At 64.7% G+C, this 20,389-nt stretch carries 22 protein-coding genes and 2 tRNA genes; 10 read left to right on the forward strand and 14 right to left on the reverse strand.

Going from position 1 to position 20,389, the window contains the following annotated elements; all coding sequences use genetic code 11:
• Positions 1-15: 15 nt before the first annotated feature.
• Positions 16-1,239 carry a lipase family protein gene (locus POF53_RS08760; RefSeq protein ID WP_498967308.1) on the reverse strand — a complete coding sequence of 408 codons (1,224 nt, stop codon included), beginning with the start codon at positions 1,237-1,239 and terminating at the stop codon, positions 16-18.
• A 15-nt stretch (positions 1,240-1,254) separates the two neighbouring features.
• Positions 1,255-2,322 carry an ABC transporter substrate-binding protein gene (locus POF53_RS08765; RefSeq protein ID WP_203647268.1) on the reverse strand — a complete coding sequence of 356 codons (1,068 nt, stop codon included), beginning with the start codon at positions 2,320-2,322 and terminating at the stop codon, positions 1,255-1,257.
• Between the two features lie 328 nt (positions 2,323-2,650).
• On the opposite strand from POF53_RS08765, the gene POF53_RS08770 reads away from it, so the two are divergent.
• The gene (locus POF53_RS08770) at positions 2,651-3,712 is read left to right on the forward strand and encodes a sigma-54 interaction domain-containing protein (RefSeq protein WP_198745274.1); all 1,062 of its coding nucleotides are present in this window, start codon (positions 2,651-2,653) and stop codon (positions 3,710-3,712) included.
• Between the two features lie 177 nt (positions 3,713-3,889).
• On the opposite strand, the gene POF53_RS08775 is transcribed toward POF53_RS08770, so the two are convergent.
• The 3 genes from POF53_RS08775 to POF53_RS08785 form a co-directional block, all read right to left on the reverse strand.
• A complete protein-coding gene (locus tag POF53_RS08775) occupies positions 3,890-4,627 on the reverse strand; it encodes an ATPase (RefSeq protein WP_498967312.1) in 738 nt (245 codons plus the stop codon).
• Positions 4,620-4,898: a hypothetical protein gene (locus tag POF53_RS08780; protein ID WP_198745276.1), complete on the reverse strand. Its 279-nt coding sequence runs from the start codon at positions 4,896-4,898 to the stop codon at positions 4,620-4,622. The genes POF53_RS08775 and POF53_RS08780 overlap by 8 nt, the downstream gene beginning before the upstream one ends.
• 222 nt (positions 4,899-5,120) lie before the next feature.
• Positions 5,121-5,585 carry a nuclear transport factor 2 family protein gene (locus tag POF53_RS08785; RefSeq protein WP_498967313.1) on the reverse strand — a complete coding sequence of 155 codons (465 nt, stop codon included), beginning with the start codon at positions 5,583-5,585 and terminating at the stop codon, positions 5,121-5,123.
• Between the two features lie 182 nt (positions 5,586-5,767).
• On the opposite strand from POF53_RS08785, the gene POF53_RS08790 reads away from it, so the two are divergent.
• The gene (locus POF53_RS08790; protein ID WP_498967315.1) at positions 5,768-5,959 is read left to right on the forward strand and encodes a hypothetical protein; all 192 of its coding nucleotides are present in this window, start codon (positions 5,768-5,770) and stop codon (positions 5,957-5,959) included.
• Between the two features lies 1 nt (position 5,960).
• On the opposite strand, the gene POF53_RS08795 is transcribed toward POF53_RS08790, so the two are convergent.
• From POF53_RS08795 to nhaR, 3 genes are all read right to left on the reverse strand, one after another.
• Positions 5,961-6,602: a YceH family protein gene (locus POF53_RS08795; protein WP_254465188.1), complete on the reverse strand. Its 642-nt coding sequence runs from the start codon at positions 6,600-6,602 to the stop codon at positions 5,961-5,963.
• 131 nt (positions 6,603-6,733) lie between these two features.
• Positions 6,734-7,945, reverse strand: coding sequence for a serine/threonine transporter SstT (sstT, locus tag POF53_RS08800; RefSeq protein WP_234563018.1), 1,212 nt, complete (start codon positions 7,943-7,945; stop codon positions 6,734-6,736).
• 155 nt (positions 7,946-8,100) lie between these two features.
• The gene (gene nhaR / locus POF53_RS08805) at positions 8,101-8,994 is read right to left on the reverse strand and encodes a transcriptional activator NhaR (RefSeq protein WP_203647262.1); all 894 of its coding nucleotides are present in this window, start codon (positions 8,992-8,994) and stop codon (positions 8,101-8,103) included.
• Positions 8,995-9,126: 132 nt separating this feature from the next.
• Between nhaR and POF53_RS08810 the strand changes: the two genes are divergently transcribed.
• The gene (locus POF53_RS08810; RefSeq protein WP_203647261.1) at positions 9,127-9,366 is read left to right on the forward strand and encodes a hypothetical protein; all 240 of its coding nucleotides are present in this window, start codon (positions 9,127-9,129) and stop codon (positions 9,364-9,366) included.
• A gap of 15 nt (positions 9,367-9,381) precedes the next feature.
• A complete protein-coding gene (locus POF53_RS08815; RefSeq protein ID WP_203647260.1) occupies positions 9,382-10,137 on the forward strand; it encodes a TerC family protein in 756 nt (251 codons plus the stop codon).
• A 78-nt stretch (positions 10,138-10,215) separates the two neighbouring features.
• Here the strand turns inward: POF53_RS08815 and POF53_RS08820 are convergent, their stop codons facing one another.
• Positions 10,216-10,395 (reverse strand): hypothetical protein, encoded by a 180-nt coding sequence (locus POF53_RS08820; protein WP_203647259.1) that lies wholly within the window; start codon positions 10,393-10,395, stop codon positions 10,216-10,218.
• A 205-nt stretch (positions 10,396-10,600) separates the two neighbouring features.
• On the opposite strand from POF53_RS08820, the gene POF53_RS08825 reads away from it, so the two are divergent.
• The gene (locus tag POF53_RS08825) at positions 10,601-11,293 is read left to right on the forward strand and encodes a hypothetical protein (RefSeq protein ID WP_498967319.1); all 693 of its coding nucleotides are present in this window, start codon (positions 10,601-10,603) and stop codon (positions 11,291-11,293) included.
• Between the two features lie 162 nt (positions 11,294-11,455).
• Here POF53_RS08825 and POF53_RS08830 read toward each other — a convergent pair whose 3' ends face one another.
• Positions 11,456-12,739 (reverse strand): NAD(P)/FAD-dependent oxidoreductase, encoded by a 1,284-nt coding sequence (locus POF53_RS08830; protein WP_203647257.1) that lies wholly within the window; start codon positions 12,737-12,739, stop codon positions 11,456-11,458.
• 202 nt (positions 12,740-12,941) lie between these two features.
• Here POF53_RS08830 and POF53_RS08835 point away from each other — a divergent pair.
• A tRNA-Val gene (locus POF53_RS08835) sits at positions 12,942-13,018 on the forward strand.
• Between the two features lie 213 nt (positions 13,019-13,231).
• Positions 13,232-13,308: transfer RNA gene (locus POF53_RS08840), tRNA-Val, on the forward strand.
• A 70-nt stretch (positions 13,309-13,378) separates the two neighbouring features.
• Here POF53_RS08840 and POF53_RS08845 read toward each other — a convergent pair.
• Positions 13,379-15,436: a hypothetical protein gene (locus POF53_RS08845; protein WP_232857154.1), complete on the reverse strand. Its 2,058-nt coding sequence runs from the start codon at positions 15,434-15,436 to the stop codon at positions 13,379-13,381.
• Between the two features lie 158 nt (positions 15,437-15,594).
• Between POF53_RS08845 and POF53_RS08850 the strand changes: the two genes are divergently transcribed.
• Together POF53_RS08850 and POF53_RS08855 are read left to right on the forward strand one after the other, a co-directional pair.
• On the forward strand, positions 15,595-16,164 hold the full coding sequence (locus POF53_RS08850; protein WP_203647255.1) for an SPOR domain-containing protein: 570 nt from the start codon (positions 15,595-15,597) through the stop codon (positions 16,162-16,164).
• Positions 16,165-16,300: 136 nt separating this feature from the next.
• Positions 16,301-16,726: a bifunctional (p)ppGpp synthetase/guanosine-3',5'-bis(diphosphate) 3'-pyrophosphohydrolase gene (locus POF53_RS08855; protein WP_203647254.1), complete on the forward strand. Its 426-nt coding sequence runs from the start codon at positions 16,301-16,303 to the stop codon at positions 16,724-16,726.
• Between the two features lie 6 nt (positions 16,727-16,732).
• Here POF53_RS08855 and POF53_RS08860 read toward each other — a convergent pair whose 3' ends face one another.
• From POF53_RS08860 to POF53_RS08870, 3 genes are all read right to left on the reverse strand, one after another.
• Positions 16,733-17,422: an endonuclease gene (locus POF53_RS08860; RefSeq protein WP_050705217.1), complete on the reverse strand. Its 690-nt coding sequence runs from the start codon at positions 17,420-17,422 to the stop codon at positions 16,733-16,735.
• Positions 17,423-17,428: 6 nt separating this feature from the next.
• Positions 17,429-17,671, reverse strand: coding sequence for a DUF1654 domain-containing protein (locus POF53_RS08865; protein WP_050705218.1), 243 nt, complete (start codon positions 17,669-17,671; stop codon positions 17,429-17,431).
• Between the two features lie 227 nt (positions 17,672-17,898).
• On the reverse strand, positions 17,899-18,987 hold the full coding sequence (locus POF53_RS08870) for an asparaginase (protein ID WP_050705237.1): 1,089 nt from the start codon (positions 18,985-18,987) through the stop codon (positions 17,899-17,901).
• A 341-nt stretch (positions 18,988-19,328) separates the two neighbouring features.
• On the opposite strand from POF53_RS08870, the gene POF53_RS08875 reads away from it, so the two are divergent.
• Positions 19,329-20,273: a sugar ABC transporter substrate-binding protein gene (locus tag POF53_RS08875; protein ID WP_203647253.1), complete on the forward strand. Its 945-nt coding sequence runs from the start codon at positions 19,329-19,331 to the stop codon at positions 20,271-20,273.
• Positions 20,274-20,389 lie beyond the last annotated feature (116 nt).

Consider the following 20,389-nt stretch of genomic DNA (forward strand, 5'->3'; position numbering starts at 1 on the left):
GGTCGTGCTCCTGGCTTACTGGACACTGGGGTTGCAGATCGGGGTGACGGGCTGGCCGCTGATGACCTGGCGGGCGAACGGGATCGAGTCCCTGAGCGAGGCGTTGACCGTCTCGCTGTGGCCCAGGCCCTTGTACAGGTGGCCCTGGACCACGGAACCGGCCTTGCAGGCGTCCTGCATCAGCGCCACCTGGGTGCTGGCGGCGGGGGTCTTGTCCTCGGCGCCGGTGCCGATGAAGATCGGTTGCGCCAGCTTGAGGGTGGGGTACGACACCTGGGCCTGCCAGGCCTTGAGTTGGTCGCCCTGGTAGTCCTTCTTGGCATTGGCCGGGGTCAGCCCGCTGCCGACCACATCGCTGACCAGGGCGGACAGGCAACTGCTGCGCGCCTGCTCGAACAGCGGCAGGGCCTTGTCGGTGTAGAAGTCGCGCGGGTCGATGCTCGGGTCGTACTGCTGCGCCGCCAGCAGGGTGTAGAAACCGTAGGCCAGCGCCGGGTCGACCTTGTTCACATCCTGCTCGCCAACGTTCTTCGCGCCGATGGTGTAGATCACCCCGGTGCCGATGCTGCCCTTCACCCCCAGGTCCGGCGCATAGGTGGCCGCATAGGCACCGGCAGCGAAGGCCCCGGCGCCGCCTTGCGACTGGCCGACGATCAGCACCTTGTTGGCCAGGCCCGGCACGCCGGCGACCACGGCCCTGGCCGCGTCGAGGATGCCGTAGGCGGCCATGCGGTTGTTCAGCAGCGGGTGGCCGCCGGGCACGCCCAGGCCCTGGTAATCGGTGGCGACGATGGCATAACCCTCGTCGAGCCAGCGGTTGAGGTACTGCACATCACGGTACGAACGGCCGGCCCAGGACGGCGCGCAGATATCGGCGACGCCTACGGTGCCATGGCCCCAGCTGGCCACCGGCCAGCCGCCGGCGGGCGCCTTGCCCTTGGGGATGAACAGCGCGCCGGAGACCACGATCGGCGTCTTGCCGTCGATGCCGTCCAGCGAGGTGTAGAGGATGCGTTGCGCGCTGGCGGCGTTGGGCAGGCTCAGGGCGCTGTCCAGCGGCTCGCTGCGCAGCAGCTTGCCGGGGGTGGCCGGGATGGCCTTGCTCCAGGTGTAGAAGGCCGAGACCCGGCCGTCGCCCTGCTGCGGGTCGGGCTTGGGAGCGAAGGTGTCGGCGGCCACGGCGGCGATGGACAAGGCCAGGGCTGACAACCCCAGGGCGAAAGTAACGGGCAGTTTCATGGGCGGATCTCTTGATCAGTGTTGGCTGAGCTGGGCGTCGAGGGACGGCCAGTAATGGGTGAGCTGCAGGTCGCTCAGGGCCTGGCGGGTGAAACCGGTGGCCAGGTCCGGGCCGATGTCGTAGGGCGTGCGGATCAGGCGGTTGTCCAGGGCGTAGCGGGCCAGTGCCTGGTAATGGGCCTTGAGCTGGGCATCGCTCTTCGGCGCCCAGCGCGCCTGCCAGGCCACCGGGTCGTCCTGGTCGTCGCGGCGCAGCACGCTCTCGGCCACGCCGGCGCGGGACGACAACTTGTAGTAGGCGTCGCGGTTCTGCTCCTGGGAGATCCACCAGGCGGCCTTGACCCAGGCGGTAGCCACCAGCTGGGTGAGGTCGGCGTGCTGCTCGACGAAACGGTCGGTGGCCCACAAGTCCGAGACTAGCCGCCAGTCGTCGGCGCCTTGCTTGGTCGACCAGAGGATGCGCGCCACGCCCTTGTCTTCCAGGGCATAGGCCTCGTTCAGCAGCACCGCCGCATCCACCTTGCCCGCCGACACCGCCGCCGCGCCAACCTGCGGGTTGAGGTTGGCGATCTTGAAGTCGTTCAGTTGCAGCCCCTGGCTTACGAGGAAGTTGCTGAAGGCGAACTCCCATGGCCGGCCACGGTGTAGGGCCAGGCGCTTGCCCTTGAGGTCCTGGATGCTGCGGGCGCTGGAGTTGGCCGGCACCACCAGGTACACGTTGTTGCCGCTGCCACCGGGCACCACCAGCTTGCCCGGCACGTTGCCGGCGCCGGCGATCACCGAGGGCAGGTCGCCGCGCACGGCGAAGTCCAGGCTGTCGTTGCTGAAGCCTTCGTTGATCTGCGGACCGGCGCCGGCGTGGGGCAGGGCGACCCAGTCCAGGCTGATGCCGCGCTGGGCGAGTTGCTGGGCGAGCCAGCCATCCTCGATCACCCGCCCGGGGATGCCGCCGAACACCGGCACGCCGCCCTGGGTGAAGGCAACGATGGCAATGCGCACGGATTTGGGCGCCTCGCCGGCCCAGGTGGTGAGGCTCAACAGCAGGCCGAGCAGGGCGAGGCCATGGCGCCAGAGGATTTTCATGATGTTGCACTCCCGACAGTGTGCGGGCCGCGTGTTTGTGCGGCCCAGGCGTTTGTCAGGCAGGAGCGAAATGCATGCCAGGGCGCTGCGGGCAGGGCTGCAGCCCTTGTGCGACAAGGGCTACGCGCTACAGCGAAGGCATTGGCGCGCGGTCCGGGGTGCTGATCGGCAGGCAGGCCGTTGCTGACCGGTTGCTGCTCCAGCAGCACTGCAACGATTGGTTTTCTATATATTCACTAATCGAATATATAAATATTTATTAATAATTTTTCGGTCTAACTCGTTTCATGCACTATGAGGGCGCGCACACACTGCCAGGAATGCCCCCATGTCGCTGATTACCCATCCCAATGCCCGCGAGCTGACCAAATCCGTGCGCGCCACCGTGCTCGTGTTCAAGGACCCGCGCTCCCAGGAGCTGCTCAGCCGCATCGAGCGCCTGGCCCCCAGCGAAGCCAACACCCTGATCATTGGTGAGACCGGCACCGGCAAGGAGCTGGTGGCCCGCCATATCCACAAGCTCAGTCGCCGTCATGGTGAGCCTTTCGTCGCGGTGAACTGCGGCGCTTTCGCCGAGACCCTTGTGGAGAGCGAGCTGTTCGGCCACGAGAAGGGTGCCTTCACCGGCGCCACCTCGAACAAGGCCGGCTGGTTCGAGGCCGCCAACGGCGGGACGCTGTTTCTCGACGAGATCGGCGACCTGCCGCTGAACATGCAGGTGAAGCTGCTGCGGGTACTGCAGGAGCGTGAAGTGGTGCGCCTCGGCTCGCGCACCCCGGTGCCGATCAACGTGCGCCTGGTGGCGGCGACCAACGTCAACCTGGCCGACGCCGTGGTGGCCGGGCACTTTCGTGAAGACCTGTTCTACCGCCTGCACGTGGCGACCATCCGTCTGCCGCCGCTGCGCGAACGGCCCGGGGATATCCTGCCGCTGGCCGAGTTCTTCATCGAGGAGCATTGCCGGCGCCTGGGTTACGAGCGCGCCAGCCTGAGCATCGAGGCCGAGCGCAAGCTGCTGGCGCATAGCTGGCCGGGCAACATCCGCGAACTGGAGAACGCCATTCACCATGCGCTGCTGGTGTGCCGCCAGCAGCAGGTGGCGCCGGGGGACCTGCACCTGGTGGACATGCGCCCACAGGCGCTGGGGCAGCCGGAGGTGACCGGGTTGCCAGCGCCGGGCGCGGTGGCGCCGGTGAGCCTGGAAAGCGCCTTGCTGGCATTGTTCGAGCAGAATATTCCGGACCTCTACGAGCACATCGAGGAGACCGTGTTCCGCGCGGCGTACCGTTATTGCCATGGCAACCAGTTGCAGACCGGGCGGTTGCTGAACATCAGCCGCAATATCGTGCGGGCACGGTTGGAGAAGATCGGGGAACTCGGAGGGCGCTGAGTGTGGTGGCGAATGACAGCCCATGCGCGTTTCCCTGTAGGAGCGGCCTTGTGCCGCGAACGGGGCGCGTAGCGGCCCCGGCGATATCAGCTTGAGGCACAAGTTCTGGGGGCGCTTCGCACCCCTTTCGCGGCACAAGGCCGCTCCTACAGGAGTCGTGGATGGCTTGGGATATCGTTACACCTCTGCCGGCCGCTCGACTTCATCCACATAGGATTCGAAGAACCAGTCGGGAATTTCTTCGTTACGGTATTCCAGCTGCACGCCATCGGTGATTTCTGCCAGCCAAACCGCGCTCTGGCCGGAGTTGTCGAACACGTAGGCACGATGGCTGGCGGCGATGGCTTCGGGCAGCAGGTCGAGGGAACGTTCGTAGCGGCTGCGTACCAGGTCGTCCCTGACCGGATGCCCGCCGGCGCGCACGCGAATGGCGACCCGCTCGATATTGATCCGCGGGTTCTCGGTCGAGACGAAGTAGAGGTAGGTGCGATAGCCCTGGGCCTGGGCCAGGCGCATGAATTCGATTTTGCTCGGGTGCGACATGACGCTTTCGAAGGTGAAGCTCTGCTTTGCCTCCAGCAGGCGCTGGCGAATGAAATCGGCGATCACCGAGGCGAAGTACGAGTCCACCGGCACCGCGCGGTAGTCGATCCGGTTATCGAGCAATTGCAGCAGCCGCGCCTGCGCAACCAGCTGCCGGGATGCGATCAGATGATGCTTGAGATGGAAGGCGTGTAATTCGGCCTGGGTGGCCTGAATGCCGAACGGGGCGAGGTCGATGAAGCCGGTGTCTTTCGCCTCGTGTTCGAGTTCGTCGGCATTGACGAAAAGGCGTGTCAGCGCCGCAGGCAGGCTGGCCTTGATGGTGCTCTTGCCCGAGCCGTTGGGCCCCGCGAAAACCCGCAGTCTAGGCACGCCCGCCGGCCGTCTCGTCATCGACCCTGCGCACGCTGATTACCTCGCCGACCCGCACCTTGCGCCGGGGGCTGGCCTTGCCCAGCACGGTTCGGGCGCCATCGGCCTCGACGCGCACCAGTTCGCCTTCATCGACACACAGGACGCCGCGCTGGCTGGCCTGCAGGGCACGCAGGTAGGCCGAATGCGTGGCCTCGCTGGCGTGCAGGGGGATTTGTTGCTCAAGGGCATCGAGGTCTCGTTCGGAGACTTTCTTTGCTTTTGCTGCCATCGCTGGACACCTCCGCGCAACGCGAAACCGCTTGCGCACATGGGAAGCATCATAGCGCCGACATTGTAAAAAGGCATCAAGGAGGGTCATCGGGCTGTCCTGGAGTGGAGTCGACCTGCAGTCTGGCACAACGCTGCGCTCACGGTTTCCCAGGCTCACGTAGTCCGTTTCCTAAAGCTGAAACGGGGCCGTCGAGCGGCCCCGCAGATCCGGCGTCGCTCCTCAGAAACCGAAGTCGCTCAGCCCAGGATGATCGTCCGGGCGGCGTCCCAGCGGCCAGTGGAACTTGCGCTCGGCCTCGCTGATGGGCTGCTCGTTGATGCTGGCGTGGCGGTTGCGCATCAGGCCGTCCTCGGCGAACTCCCAGTTCTCGTTGCCGTAGGCGCGGTACCACTGGCCGCTGTCGTCGCGGTACTCATAGGCGTAGCGCACGGCGATGCGGTTGTCGGTGAAGGCCCAGAGCTCCTTGATCAGGCGGTACTCCAGTTCGCGGTTCCACTTGCGGGTGAGGAAGGCCTGGGCCTCTTCGCGGCTGCTGCAGAACTCGGCGCGGTTGCGCCAGTGGGTGTCGAGGGTATAGGCCAGGGCCACCTTGGTGGCGTCGCGGCTGTTCCAGCCGTCTTCGGCCAGGCGCACCTTCTGGATGGCGGTTTCACGGGTAAAGGGGGGCAGTGGTGGGCGGGACATCGTGGTCGATCCTTGCGGGAAGTGGGTTTGCAGGACCGAGATTAGACCCGTCGCCGGGCAGGGAGAATCGGTGCGCCGGGCACTTCATAATTGTCCTCGGAGGAACAATCCGCGCGGGAGTGCCAGGCCTGGCTGTCTATAGTTACCGCACAAGTTACCGCCAGCCCCACTGGAGCCCACTCATGAACCTGATCAGCCGCGAACCCTGGTGGCTCGTCCCGCCCAAGCCCGGGGAGACCGAGCAGGACCTGCACTGGGGCTACCTGGAAATCTACGCCGACGGCCGCACCGTGTTCGTCGACCAGCGCCCCAGTGAGCGGGAGCTGGCCGAACGCAAGAGCTGCCGCAATTTCCCCGACGCCGAAAAGCCCTGAATCAACCTTCGAGCTGGGCCAGGCGCGCCTCCAGCGCCGCCACTCGGGCTTCCAGCGCTTCGATGCGCTCGTCCGCCGCGCTGGCGGAGCGGGTGCCGCCGTCTTGCTGGCGGGCGGCGAGAATCGCCTCGATCTCGGCCGGGTCGCCCAGGGCGTGGGTGTAACGGTCTTCGCGCTGGCCGGCCTGGCGTGGCAGGTGCAGGGCCAGACCGCGTGAAATCAGGCGCTCCAGCTGGTGCTGGATCTGTTCGGTGTCATCGAACTCGTGCAGGCGGTTGCTGCGGGTCAGCAGCTCACTGAGGGTCTGCGGGCCGCGCAGGAACATCAGCCCCATCAGCACCAGCTGCGCCGGTACCAGCTCCAGGGCCTTGTCGACCCGCTGCTCCCAGCGGTCGGCGCGGCTGCCCATCTGCAGGCGTGCCATTTCCTGGTTCTCCAGGGCGCGCAGGGCCTGGCCGACCTGGCCGGGGGAGAGGTTCATGACGGGTTCGCGGCTGGTCTTCTGGTTGCAGGCCAGGACCAGGGCATTGAGGGTCAGGGGGTAGGTTTCCGGGCTGGTGGCCTGCTTCTCGATCAGCGAACCGAGCACGCGGATCTCGATGCTGCTGAAACGGCCTTCGCCGGTGGTTTCGTGTTCTGACATGGCCCTGTCTCATTGCGAGGAAAAGGCCACTAGCCTAGGTAAAGCGCCGAGCTTAAGCAATCACCGGGGGCATCGCGGGGCAAGCCCGCTCCCACAGGGCGTGGGAGCGGGCTTGACCCGCGACAGCGGCCTCAGGCGCTGCGCTGCTCCATGGCCTGGCACGCCGCCGCAGTGAACAGCACGTCAGTGGAGGAGTTCAGCGCGGTTTCCGCCGAATCCTGCAGCACGCCGATGATGAAGCCGACCGCCACCACCTGCATGGCAATCTCGCTGGGGATGCCGAACAGGCTGCAGGCCAGCGGGATCAGCAGCAGCGAGCCACCGGCCACGCCCGAGGCGCCACAGGCGCAGACCGCCGCCACCACGCTGAGCAGCACCGCGGTCGGCAGGTCCACCGGGATGCCCAGGGTGTGCACGGCGGCCAGGGTCAGCACGGTGATGGTGATCGCCGCGCCGGCCATGTTGATGGTCGCGCCCAGCGGGATCGACACCGAATAGGTGTCCTCATGCAGGCCGAGCTTTTCCGACAGCGCCAGGTTGACCGGGATGTTGGCCGCCGAGCTGCGGGTGAAGAAGGCAGTAATGCCGCTCTCGCGCAGGCACAGCAGGGTCAGCGGGTAGGGGTTGCGGCGAATCTTCCAGAACACGATCAGCGGGTTCATCACCAGCGCCACGAACAGCATGCAGCCGATCAGCACACCGAGCAGGTGCAGGTAGCCGAGCAGCGCGTCCAGGCCCGATTGCGCCAGGGTGGCGCTGACCAGGCCGAAGATGCCCAGCGGGGCGAAGCGGATCACCACGCGCACGATCAGGGTGACGCCGTTGGACAGGTCCTCGACCACGGTGCGGGTGGTTTCATTGGCATGACGCAGGGCCACGCCCAGGCCGATGGCCCAGGTCAGCACGCCGATGAAGTTGGCGTTGAGCAGTGCGTTGACCGGGTTGTCCACGGCGCTGAGCAGCAGGTTCTGCAGCACCTCGCCGATCCCGCCGGGGGCGCTCAGCGCGGCATCGCTGGTGGTCAGCGCCAGGTTGGACGGGAACAGCATGCTCGCCGCCACGGCCACCACCGCCGCGGCGAAGGTGCCCAGCAGGTACAGCCAGAGGATCGGGCGGATGTGGGTTTCCTGGCCATGGCGGTGGTTGGCGATCGAGGCCATCACCAGGATAAACACCAGCACCGGCGCCACGGCCTTCAGGGCGCTGACGAAGACCTTGCCGAGGAACGCCAGGTCACGGGCCACGGCGGGGGCGAGCAGGGCGAGGAGAATGCCGGCCACCAGGCCGATGCAGATCTGCGTCACCAGGCCGGTGCGGTTGATGAGGCGGAGGATGGGGGTCATGTGCAGCGCAATCCGATTACGTGAAAGCGCGCGACTTTATCACAGACCTGCGGGGCATAGCGTGGGAGCGGGCTTGCCCCGCGATCACTGGCCGAAGCGGTTTCGCCTGAATCGCGGGTCAAGCCCGCTCCCACGCACCCTGTGTACCCGTCGGGTTACCAGTGGAACAGCTCCCGCCGCGCGCCCTCGGTGATCGCCAGGATCCCTGGGTGCTTGACCTTGCGCTCCACCGAAATGGCGTAGAACGACTCGTTCACCGCCTCGGTCTGGCCGATCAGGCGCACCCCGTACTGGCGGCAGACTTCCTCGGCGATCACGCTGGGGGCGACGAAGATGCCGCTGCCCGACTGGCCGAAGGCCTGCATCAGCGCGCTGTCGTCGAATTCGCCGACGATGCGCGGCTGCACCTGCTGCTCGGCCAACCAGCGCAACAGCCGGCTGCGCACCACGGTCTCCTGGCCGGGGATCAGCAACGGCGCGTCGTCCAGGCAGGCGGGGAAGGGCCGGGCGAGGCGTTCGGCCAGCGCGGGCGTGGCGAAGAAGCTCAGGCCGCACTCGCCGAGCTTTTGGCTGTAGCCCTTGATGTCCAGGTGGCTGGGCATGGGGCTGTCGGAGATCACCAGGTCCAGGCGCTGGATCGCCAGGTCCGCCAATAGCCGTTCGAGCTTGTCCTCGCGACAGCTGATGCGCAGAACCTCGTCCAGCTCCATGGTCGGCGCCAGCAGGCGGTAGACGATGGACTTGGGCACCACGTCGGCCACCCCCACGCGAAACAGGATCTGCTCCTGCGGCCCGGCCCGCAGCATGGCTTCCAGCTCGCCGCCGATCTGGAACATCTGCTCGGCGTAGACCAGCGCCTGGCGCCCGGTCTCGGTCAGCTCCAGCTGGCGGCCGACGCGCTGGAACAGCTCCAGGTTCCAGGTCTGCTCGAACAGGCTGATCTGCCCACTGATGGTCTGCGGGGTGAGGTTCAGCTGCTCGCTGGCGCGGGCGATGCTGCCGGTCTTGGCCACGGCCCAGAAATAATGGAGCTGACGGTAGTTGAGCATGGCCTGTCTCAGTTCGGGAAAACCGAAGTATACACGCCGAAAAAACGAATTTTCCGGATGTTTCAGCCTCTTTAGAATGCCTCCCCATCAGGCGCATGACGCGCCGCCCGGAATTCGACAAGCGAGGACCTCATGCTACAACTCAAATCCATTGGTACACCGTTGGTGCTGGTATTGGCCCTGTTCGCCATGTCCGGCTGCGACCAGGCCGAGAAATCCGCCCAGCAGATGCTCGACCAGGCCGCCGAGACCGCCAAGCAGGCCATCGACAAGACCAACGACGCCGCCCAGCAGGCCCTGAGCGACGCCATCGGCAGCGAAGGCGAGAAGGCCAAGGCCGAAGACGACAAGAAAGACACCCAGGACATCTGAGAGCAGGACTGACCAATGGAATATTTGCTGGAACTCGCCGCAAGCCCCACCGCCTGGGTTGCCCTCGCCACCCTGGTGGCCATGGAGGTCGTGCTCGGCATCGACAACCTGATCTTCATCTCGATCCTCACCAACAAGCTGCCTGAGGCCTATCGTTCCAAGGCACGCCGCATTGGTATCAGCATGGCCCTGATCATGCGCCTGGCGCTGCTCAGCACCGTGGCCTGGATCGTCCAGCTGACCGAGCCGGTGATCGAGGTGTTCGGCCACACGTTCTCGTGGAAGGACATGATCCTCATCGCCGGTGGCCTGTTCCTGCTGTGGAAGGCGACCAAGGAGATCCACGAAAGCGTCGACCCGCATGGCGCCAAGGAAGAGTCCAAGGCCGGCAACGCCGTGACCATCGGCTTCACCGCGGCGATCTTCCAGATCCTGCTGCTGGACATCGTCTTCTCGATCGACAGCATCATCACCGCCGTGGGCATGACCGAGCACCTGCCGATCATGATCATCGCCGTGATCAGCGCCGTGATCGTGATGCTGGTGGCCGCCGACCCGCTGGCCAAGTTCATCAACGACAACCCGACCGTGGTGATGCTGGCCCTGGGCTTCCTGATCATGATCGGCATGACCCTGATCGCCGAAGGCTTTGGCGCCCATGTACCGAAAGGGTATGTGTATGCGGCCATGGCGTTCTCGACGGCGATCGAGATCCTCAACATCCTGGCGCGCCGGGCGCGCTTGAAGCGTGAGGCGGCCGAGGGCAACTGAGCCGCAAGCTGCAAGTGATAAGCAAGAGGGAGCCTAGGCTCCCTCTTGTCATTCATGGCTCGACGTTTGTAGATGCTGTCAATGCGCCCCGGCATGGCGCCGGGCACGGCGCACCGATGGGGCCTTGGCCACGGCCTGTGGGGGCAGGTGGTGAGGATGGGAATGCCGGCGCACGATGCGCAACACCCCCCAGAGCATGGCCGCCGCGACGCTGAGCCACATGCCGACCAACACGAGAATTGCCATTGTCAGGCTCATGTGTGCCTCCTTCTCTCTGGCGAGCCGTGCTCGCCATCCAGACACAGCTTCAGTCTAGCCTGTCGGCTGTGACGTTCCATTGACCGAAGGTCTAGTCCTTGGGCCGTTTCGTTCCAAGACCGCGCCGGGCTATACCCGCGGACGCCGGCATCCTATGATCGGGGTTCTTGGTCGGGCGCCGCCTGCCTGGCCGCGGAACAAGCGAGTGTCCACGTTGCAAAAGCTCTCCAAGTTTCGGGCCCTGGGCCCACGTCGCCTGCTGGTCGCCTGCCTGGTGGCGGCGACCCTGTCTGGCTGCGCCGGCACGCCGCCGGCTGCGCTCAAGGGCCTGCCACAGCGGGTCGAGATCAGCAGCGTGCCGTTCTATCGCGGCAACGCCAACCACAGCGGCTCGATGGCCCTGGCTGCGGTGCTGTCGCAACAGGGCGCGCCGATCACCCCGGGCCTGCTCGACAAGGCGCTGGGCCTGCCCAAGGCCGCCGAATCGCTGGACACCGGCATTCCCCGGGTAGCCCGCGAGTACGGTCGGGTGGTCTACCCGCTGGACAAGCACCTGGACGCGCTGCTTGCGCAAGTGGCCGCCGGCTATCCGGTGCTGCTGCGTTATCAGGAAGGTTCGGCCTGGTGGAGCGAGCCGCGCTATGCGGTGCTGATCGGCTACGACCGCTACAAGCAGCGGGTGCTGCTGCGCTCAGGGATGCATCGGCGCCAGTTGATGGCCTTCGATGATTTCGAGTCGGCGTGGGCCAAGGAGGGCAATTGGGCGGTGCTGCTGCAGTCGCCACGGCAACTGCCGGCCCAGGTGGATCGCCAGCGTTGGTTGCAGGCGGCGGACGAGCTGGCCCGTGCCGGGCAGGAGATCGCGGCGAAGCAGGCGGTCACCAGTCTCGGGAATTGAGACCCAGCCCTTTCAATATGTTGATAATTGGCGTCCGACTTGGACTTGCCGGGGCTGCTTTGCAGCCCTTTCGCGGCACAAGGCCGCTCCTACAGAAGAATGCGATCCCCTGTAGGAGCGGCCTTGTGCCGCGAAAGGGCCGCAAAGCGGCCCCGAACTGTCTTAGAAGCCCAGACGATCGCGCAGGCTGTAGTACCAGGCACCAATGGCGCTGAACGGCACACGCAGCATCTGGCCACCCGGGAACGGGTAGTGCGGCAGGCCGGCGAACGCGTCGAAGCGCTCGGCCTGGCCGCGCAGGGCCTCGGCCAGCACCTTGCCCGCCAGGTGGGTGTAGGTCACGCCGTGACCCGAGCAACCCTGGGAGTAATAGATGTTGTCGCCGATACGACCGACCTGCGGCAGACGCGACAGGGTCAGCAGGAAGTTGCCGGTCCAGGCGTAGTCGATCTTGACGTTCTTCAGCTGCGGGAAGGCCTTGAGCATCTTCGGACGGATGATCGCCTCGATGTTCGCCGGGTCGCGCGCGCCGTACACCACGCCACCGCCGAAGATCAGGCGCTTGTCGCTGGTCAAGCGGTAGTAGTCGAGCAGGTAGTTGCAATCCTCGACACAGTAGTCCTGCGGCAGCAGGGTGCGCGCCAGCTCGTCGCCCAGCGGCTCGGTGGTGATCACCTGGGTGCCGCACGGCATCGACTTGGCCGCCAGTTCCGGTACCAGGTTGCCCAGGTAGGCGTTGCCTGCGACGATGATGAACTTGGCGCGGACCTTGCCCTGCGGGGTATGCACGACAGGGTTGGCGCCACGCTCGATGCGCACGGCGGGGGTTTGCTCATAAATGATGCCGCCCAGCGACTCGACCGCGGCGGCTTCGCCCAGGGCCAGGTTCAGCGGGTGGATGTGGCCGCCGCTCATGTCGAGCATGCCGCCGATATAGCTGTCGCAAGCCACCACTTCACGGATGCGCTTCTGGTCCATCAGTTCCAGCTGGTTGTGGCCGAAGCGCTCCCACAGGCGTTTTTGCGATTCCAGGTGGCCCATCTGCTTGCTGGTCAGCGCGGCGAACACGCCGCCGTCCTTCAGGTCGCACTGGATGTCGTACTTGGCCACGCGCTCACGGATGATACGCCCGCCTTCGAAGGCCATCTGGCCCAGCAGTTGCGCCTGCTTGGGGCCGACGGTGCGTTCGATGACGTCGATGTCGCGGCTGTAGCTGTTGACGATCTGGCCGCCGTTGCGGCCCGAAGCGCCGAAACCGACCTTGGCGGCCTCGACGATGCTCACCTTGAAGCCGTTCTCCAGCAGGAACAGGGCGCTGGACAGGCCGGTGTAGCCGGCGCCGATGATGCACACATCGGTTTCCACCTCACCCTGCAGCGCCGGACGTGGCGGCACCGGGTTGGCCGAGGCGGCGTAGTAGGACTGGGGGTAGGGGGTGTTAGCCATGCTCGAGGAACCTCGTGTTTTATATTTTTAACGAATGTACCGATGCTATCAATAATAATAAACACCCGCTAGTCGTCCGGTGAAAATCCTTTACGCCCCCCTGAAACCTGGCCTTCCTATAAATAGTTTAAGATTCAGTAGCTTAGCGTGAAAAAAAGTGTTGACAGGGTATCTGGATCGGGTAGAATGCGCCCCACACGACAGGCACATAGCTCAGTTGGTTAGAGCACCACCTTGACATGGTGGGGGTCGTTGGTTCGAGTCCAATTGTGCCTACCAAATCAGAAGAGGGCGATCCGCAAGGATCGCCCTTTTTGCATTCTGGCGCTCTACGGCCATGCACGGCCCCTGTAGGAGCGGCACAAGGCCGCTCCTACAGGGATTGCGTCGCCTGGCAGGGCTGGCATTAAGCAGTTTCGCAAAGTTTTTGATTTTTTTGAAAAAAACGCTTTACAGGTACGCATTCGATCACTAATATGCGCACCACACGACAGGCACATAGCTCAGTTGGTTAGAGCACCACCTTGACATGGTGGGGGTCGTTGGTTCGAGTCCAATTGTGCCTACCAAATCAGAAGAGGGCGATCCGCAAGGATCGCCCTTTTTGTTTTGCGCAGGAAAAGACGCCCCGGTGCGGTCTCAGCGCTTGCTGCTGTGGCGTCGCACCAGTGCACCGTCATCGCACGTATGGGCAAGCGGCAGCAACCAGTCCAGCATCTGCTGGCGTTCATCGGGCTGCAAAGGACAGTCTGGGCCGTCGAACTGAGCGCCCAGGGCCTTCAGCGCATATTCGACCACTGTATTGTTGACGACGGTTTGTGACGTCTCGATGTGGCGGTGGATCGATGCCATCAGCGCTTCGTGATCGTCTGTCGGTTCCAGGCTCAGCGACCGGGCAAGATACCTGGGCAGCCCTCGCTTGTGGCCTGCCATCATGGCGACTGCGCGGTACAGGTTGACGACATCTTCCTTGTCGATGTGTCCTGCCGAGCGGCCTGCATAGTAGCGCTCGAGTCGGTTGATGGCGTGCGGCAGGTCCGCCTGCCAGTTGCCTTGTTCTACCAGTGCTCGTTCGCGCACATCCCCGATCGTCAGCAGATAATCCAGATAGCCTGCGAAGTTGCGAGCCTCCCTGGCGTAGCGCAATCTGCGCCAGCGTGAGCCGAATTCGCGCTCCCAGGTCCAGCGCCTGACCTCGGGCAGCAGTTCCTGGTCGAGCCAGTCCAGGGTGTCCTGGCAGGGCCACCAGCCTCTGGACGAGGGTTCGCGTTCGCTGAGGTCGTGGGGCGTCCACAGCAGGTCCAGCCAATCGCTGGAAAACGCGTCGGTCGACGTATGGGTGGTGATCAGCGCGTGGTATCCGCTGTCGTGGCGGTCGGTTGCCTGTGCGTGGCAGGGCTTGAGCATGCTCGGGTGGGCGTCGAACATGTGCCAGGGGCTTGTGCCTGCGGCGTAGTCGTGCGCCTCGCAGAAGCGGGCGATGTAGCGCCAGGCGTGCTTGCGCAGCGAGCCGATCTTCACCCGGTGCGAGCCACCGTGGGCGATAAACGCAAATCCGCTGGCGGACAGGCTGCGTTCCAGTGCCTGCAAGGTGTCGCGCATCACCACCGTGAGCGCGTCGGCGACATCGGCGAGTGCCTGGACCACGGGTTCTTCGAGTATCAGGCGGCTGTTGGGCAGGTCGATCAGGTAACGGTCCTTGTCGCCTGGCATCAGCCCGACGATGAACGGGCGCGACTGGCTGTCCAGTGGCGCGCCGCTGGCAAACAGAAAGCGCTCGAGCAGCCATTCGTGGCTGACGGTGATGGTCACGCCGCGCAGGTCGTGCTGGTGGAAGTCGAAGGCGGCGGTGGCGCGGGACGAGGTCAGGTCCGGCAGGAACACGCTCAGCGAAAACCAGGGGCCGCGGTAGTACCAGTGGCGGCCGTGATGGCCGATGCGGGTGAAGGCATCGGGGCTGCAGGCGCTATCGGGCGCATGCCTGGCGGCGGCCAGGTGGTCGCTCAGCCTGCCGGGGCGTTCGACGAATGCCCTGGCTTTGCGTGCCACGTAGGGGCGCGGGTCGAAGATGGATTTGGCAACCAGCTCTGAGAACCCCACGCGTTCCATCCACAGGTTGCCGAACGTCTCGATATGCGCGCCTGGGAAGAACTTCGACAGCACGTCGGGGTGATGCTGCAGTTTCTGCGTCAGCTCATGGGCGGTCCACAGCCGCCCTTCGATGCCTGCCGCTTTCAGGCGCTGTTTCTCATTGATCCAGCGACTGGCCAGCGTGCCGATCTCGCGCTGCGCCAGGATCAGGGTGAACGAGCGCGTGAGCGAAGGCCAGGGGCCATTCAGGAAGGCATCGATGGCGCCCGTCAGCTCGCTGCTGGTGAAGTCCTTCCAGGCCTTGCATTCGAAGACGTTGAGTCGGTCGGGGCTTTCTTCGTCATGGGCGAACAGGTCGATGCCGCCTTGCCGGGTGCCGCTTTTCCCGAGACGGTGGCAGCCGCCAAGCGGTTGTTCCTTGCTCAGCAGCCACCAGCACAGCTGTTCGAAGGATTCCGCCGGCATCGCGAAATCAAGCACGAAGGTCGTACGCGGGTAGATGCGCGTGTCGGGGCTGATGCTGGCTTCGGGCTGCAGGTGCGTGGGCCACTCTTGCGGCAGTTCGGGCGTGCTGGCAGGGGTGGCTGTGGCGTTTGAAGGTTCCAACCTGAGGTCCTTGTGTCGCTGTCTGTCCATTGTGGCGCGGCGACATCTTCGGCCAGGTCGAGGGCCACAGGCAACAGACAAAGCCTGCGACAGAAGTGCCATGAGGGGATGTTCCCGGCCATGCTAGAATCCGCCCCTTCGAATCTGGAGGTACAGGCGTGCGCAAACTGGCGGTGGTAATGGCGGTGTTGGCCCTGGCGGGTTGTAACAACGAGGTCGAAGGCGTGCACAAGCAGGTGGCCGAGCACCTGAACAACCCCAAGACGGCCAAGTTCGCCAACGTGCGTTTCGACACTCAGGGCTCTATCTGCGGCCAGGTGCGCGGCAAGGACGACGCCGGGCAGTACCAGGCCTATCGCAGCTACGTGGCGATCAAGCATGACGGCCAGTACGAAATCCTCATCGACGAAACCGGCAACAACCTGCGCATCCGCGAGATCTGCGGCGGTGCCGACCTGCAGCGCCGCGCCGAGGCGCTGGCCGACCAGCCGGCGCCGGAGGGCTGGGACGTCGAGGTGATTCAGGGGCCGAACATGGGCGCCCTGACCGACATGACTGCCCGTTTGATCGAGAAGGGCATTCCGTCCTGGGTCGAGTACCGCGATGGCAAGCCGGTGGTGCTGATGGGCCCGTTCCCGGCCAAGGCCGAGGCTGATGCGCGCAAGGCCGAGGTAATGGCCAAGCTGGGCACCGACTCGATCGTCATCCAGCACGGCGTCAAGCGCTGATCGCGACGGCCATATAAATCCCTGTAGGAGCGGGCTTGTCCCGCGATGGCGTCAGAACAGGCGGAGTTGCTTCCCGGCCAGCCCGTGCAGCAGCAGCTATGCTGTCTACTGTGGGGGTTGAATGGGGGAGCGCCTCATGGCGACGCTGGAGCGGGCCATTGCGATGGCCATCAAGGCACATGAAGGGCAGTTCGACAAAGGCGGTGCGGCGTACATCCTTCACCCGTTGCGGGTGATGGAACGGGTGATCACCCCGGAGCAACGCATCGTCGCGGTACTGCACGATGTGCTGGAAGACACCCCGCTGACCCTGTCCGACCTCGCCCGTGAAGGTTTCCCGCTGAAGATCCTCGCCGCGCTGCTGGCGCTTAGCCGTCGCGAAGGCGAGAGCTACGAGGCCTTCGTCATCCGCCTGGGCGTCGACCCCCTGGCGCGCCAGGTCAAGCTGGCCGACCTGGCCGACAACAGCGATCTCTCGCGCATCCCTTGCCCAGGCCCGGCGGACCTGGCCCGGCTGTGCCGTTACCAGCAGGCCAGCGTCTACCTGCAGACGCTGGCCTGAGGGGCCTCAGCCGCAGGCCTTGAGGTTGACCGGCCCGACGAACTCATTGCCGCGCCCCATCACGCACGCCACCTGCTGGTTGCGCTGCAGCTCCCAGGCCTGCGGCGGGTAGGTCTTGTTCCAGGCCTCGAACAGCTGGCGGTCCTGCCTGGACAGCCTCAGGTCGTACTGCTTGCTCATATAGAAGTAGGTGCGCGCGATCATCCCACGGATCGACGGGCGCGGCATGACCTTCTTGGCTTTGAAGTCGACCTGGGTCAGGCAGCTGCCGTACTGGCCATGCTGCTCGGGCAGCCAGCCGAAGCTGAAGTTGCTGCGGTCGCCGTTGACCTCGCCGATGCTCGGCACCAGGTTGTGCAGGTCGGCCTCGGCGCGCTGATAGACCTTGTCGTGGCGCGTGCAGTTCTTGCGCCCGCCGTCCTGCCAGCACTGGCGCTGGTGGCCGATCTGCCAGGCCGGGACGATGTGCTCCCATTCGATGCGCGAGGCGCGGTTGAGGTTCTTGCGTGGCGCGTAGCCGCAGGAGGCCAGGTCGACCTTGTTGCCCTTGTACTTGCAGCCGCAATAAAACTCCGTGGACTGCGGCGCGTACAGCTTCCAGGCGACCTTCTTGGCCTCCTGGAAGGTGCGTGGGGCGTCGGCGTGGGCGAGGGGGGCAAGCAGCAGCAGGCAGGCGGCGAAAAGCGAAACTCTCATGCGCGGTCAGTCTTCCTTCGGCACGGTCCAGAAAATCTGCACGCCGCCATCGTCGCGGTGGGCGAGGGTGACGTTGTCGTTCTCGGCGATTTCCTCGAGCAGGGTTGCCCAGTCGTCGGGCGACTCGTGCTCCAGGCGGAAGATCAGGGCGGCGCGGCTGCGCTGGGCGGTGGGACTGTTGATGATCTTCTGGATGCGCTGACCCAGTAGTTCATAAGGGCTTGGCGACGCGGAGGCGGGTTTGGCCACGGGGCTGTTCCTTGTTTTGCTGTATGTGCATACAGTATTTCACTGTAAGCCGTTTCGCAACAGCAGGTAGGATGAAAGCCGTATAAGACCGTGGTAGAGGGATTGGTTCCATCGAAAGCATCGCGGGGCCAGCCCGCTCCCACAAAGCCTGTCTGGCTCTCGTGGGAGCGGGCTTGCCCCGCGATAGGGCCGGTATGTTCAACACACCAGCCCGAGGCGCATGCCGATCAATATTCCCAGAAGATCCGCTGCAGCTCCTTGCTGTCCTGGGTCTTGGTCATCGCGACCATGGCCAGGATCCGCGCCTTCTGCGGGTTCAGGTCGTGGGCCACGACCCAGTCGTTCTTGTCGTCAGGCTGTTCGGCGTTGCGCAGCACGAAGCCGCCCTGGTTGACGTGGGACGAACGGATGATCTGCACGCCTTCCTTGCGCAGTTCCTGCAGCGCCGGTACTACGCGCGACGACACCGAACCGTTGCCGGTGCCGGCGTGGATGATCGCCTTGGCGCCACCCTGGGCCAGCGCCTTGTAGGCGGTGTCGGTCACGTTGCCGTAGCCGTAGGCGATGTCCACGGCCGGCAGCTTGCTGATGGTCTTGATGTCGAACTCGGAGTTGACCGTGTGGCGCTTGGCTGGCAGGCGGAAGAAGTACGACTTGCCTTCCACGACCATGCCCAGCGGGCCCCACTGGCTCTTGAAGGCTTCGGTCTTGATGTTGACTGCCTTGCTCACGTCGCGACCGGACTGGATCTCGTCGTTCATGGTCACCAGCACGCCCTTGCCGCGGGCGTCCTTGCTGCTGGCCACGGCCACGGCGTTGTACAGGTTGAGCATGCCGTCGGCGGACATCGCGGTGCCCGGACGCATCGAGCCGACCACGATGATCGGCTTGTCGGTCTTCTCTACCAGGTTAAGGAAGTAGGCGGTCTCTTCCAGGGTGTCGGTGCCGTGGGTGATGACGATGCCATCGACGTCCTTGCTGTCGGCCAGTTCGGCGACGCGCTTGCCCAGCTTGAGCAGGTCGTCGTTGCCGATGCTTTCCGAGGCGACCTGCATCACCTGCTCGCCGCGCACGTTGGCCAGGTCCTTCAGCTCTGGCACGCCGGCGATCAGCTTGTCGATGCCTACCTTGGCCGCCTGGTAGGTGGCGCTGTTGGCCGCGCTGGCGCCAGCGCCGGCGATGGTGCCGCCGGTGGCGAGGATCACCACGTTGGCGAGTTTCTGTTGTTGCGCGGCTTCCTTGGCGGAAACGGTGGTCGGCAGTACCAGCAGCAGCGCCAGGGCGCTCGGTGCGAAGGTCTTGATAGCGGTTTTCATCATTTCTGCTTCTCTCTTCCTGGAGGAGATGTGCGTTATGTCGCACTGGGGTAAAGGCAGATTTCGTACCAGCAACTACCGTTCGTCGTATTTCATCTTGAAACCCCTGTTTTGACTGGGGGTACTCGACGCGACCAGAGGGTCAGAGACGGTGCGAGTGTTCGGATCACCGAATTTTTGCAGGAAAGGTGTTCGGTTTTTCGGACGAATTGCGGATAATCCGACGCGCGTAGCTGTGGCTGCCTACGCAATGGATTTGACAAAACCGACGCCTGTTTCCATAGTTGCTTACCGCAAACGTTTGCGATCCGATAAAAACCACAAGATTCGGAGTCATTTCCATGAAACTGCCGTTCCCCGGCCGTCCGCTGGCCCTCGCCGTTTTCTCCTCGCTGGTCTTCTCCCTGTCCACTGCCCACGCCGAGGAAGCGCCCAAGGTCGCCCTGGTGATGAAGTCCCTTGCCAATGAGTTCTTCCGCACCATGGAAGACGGCGCCAAGGCCTACCAGAAAGACCACCCCAACGATTTCACCCTGGTGGCCAACGGCATCAAGGACGAGACCGACACCGGCAACCAGATCCGCATCGTCGAGCAGATGATCGCCACCGGCGCCAAGGCCCTGGTCATCGCCCCGGCCGACTCCAAGGCGCTGGTGCCGGTGATCAAGAAGGCCATGGACGCCGGCATCACCGTGATCAACATCGACAACCGCCTCGACCCCGCCGTGCTCAAGAGCAAGAACATCAGCGTGCCGTTCGTGGGCCCGGACAACCGCAAGGGCGCGCGTGAGGTCGGTGACTACCTGGCCAAGAAGCTTAAGGCCGGTGACCAGGTCGGCATCATCGAAGGCGTGCCGACCACCACCAATGCCCAGCAGCGCACCGCCGGTTTCAAGGACGCCATGCAAGCCGCGCAGATGAAGATCGTCTCGGTGCAATCGGGCAACTGGGAGATCGACAAGGGCAACGCCGTGGCCGCCTCGATGCTCAACGAATACCCCGACCTGAAGGCGCTGCTGGCCGGCAACGACAGCATGGCCCTGGGCGCCGTCTCGGCCGTGCGCGCCGCCGGCAAGACCGGCCAGGTGCAGGTGGTCGGCTACGACAACATCAACGCCATCAAGCCGATGCTCAAGGATGGCCGCGTGCTCGCGACCCTCGACCAGGCGGCCAGCCAGCAGGCGGTGTTCGGCATCCAGGCGGCGCTGAAGATGCTCAAGGGCGAGCAGCCGGGCGTGGATGCCGACAATGTCATCCAGACGCCGGTCGAGCTGATTACCCAGTGATGTTGCGATCCCTGTAGGAGCGGGCTTGCCCCGCGATCACCGGCGTAGCCGGTGCCATGCACCGCGTCGACTGCTTCGCGGGGCAAGCCCGCTCCTACAGGGGTGTTGTGCCAACC

This window comes from Mitsuaria sp. RG, assembly GCF_028369275.1.
Taxonomy (GTDB): Bacteria; Pseudomonadota; Gammaproteobacteria; order Pseudomonadales; family Pseudomonadaceae; genus Aquipseudomonas; species Aquipseudomonas peradeniyensis.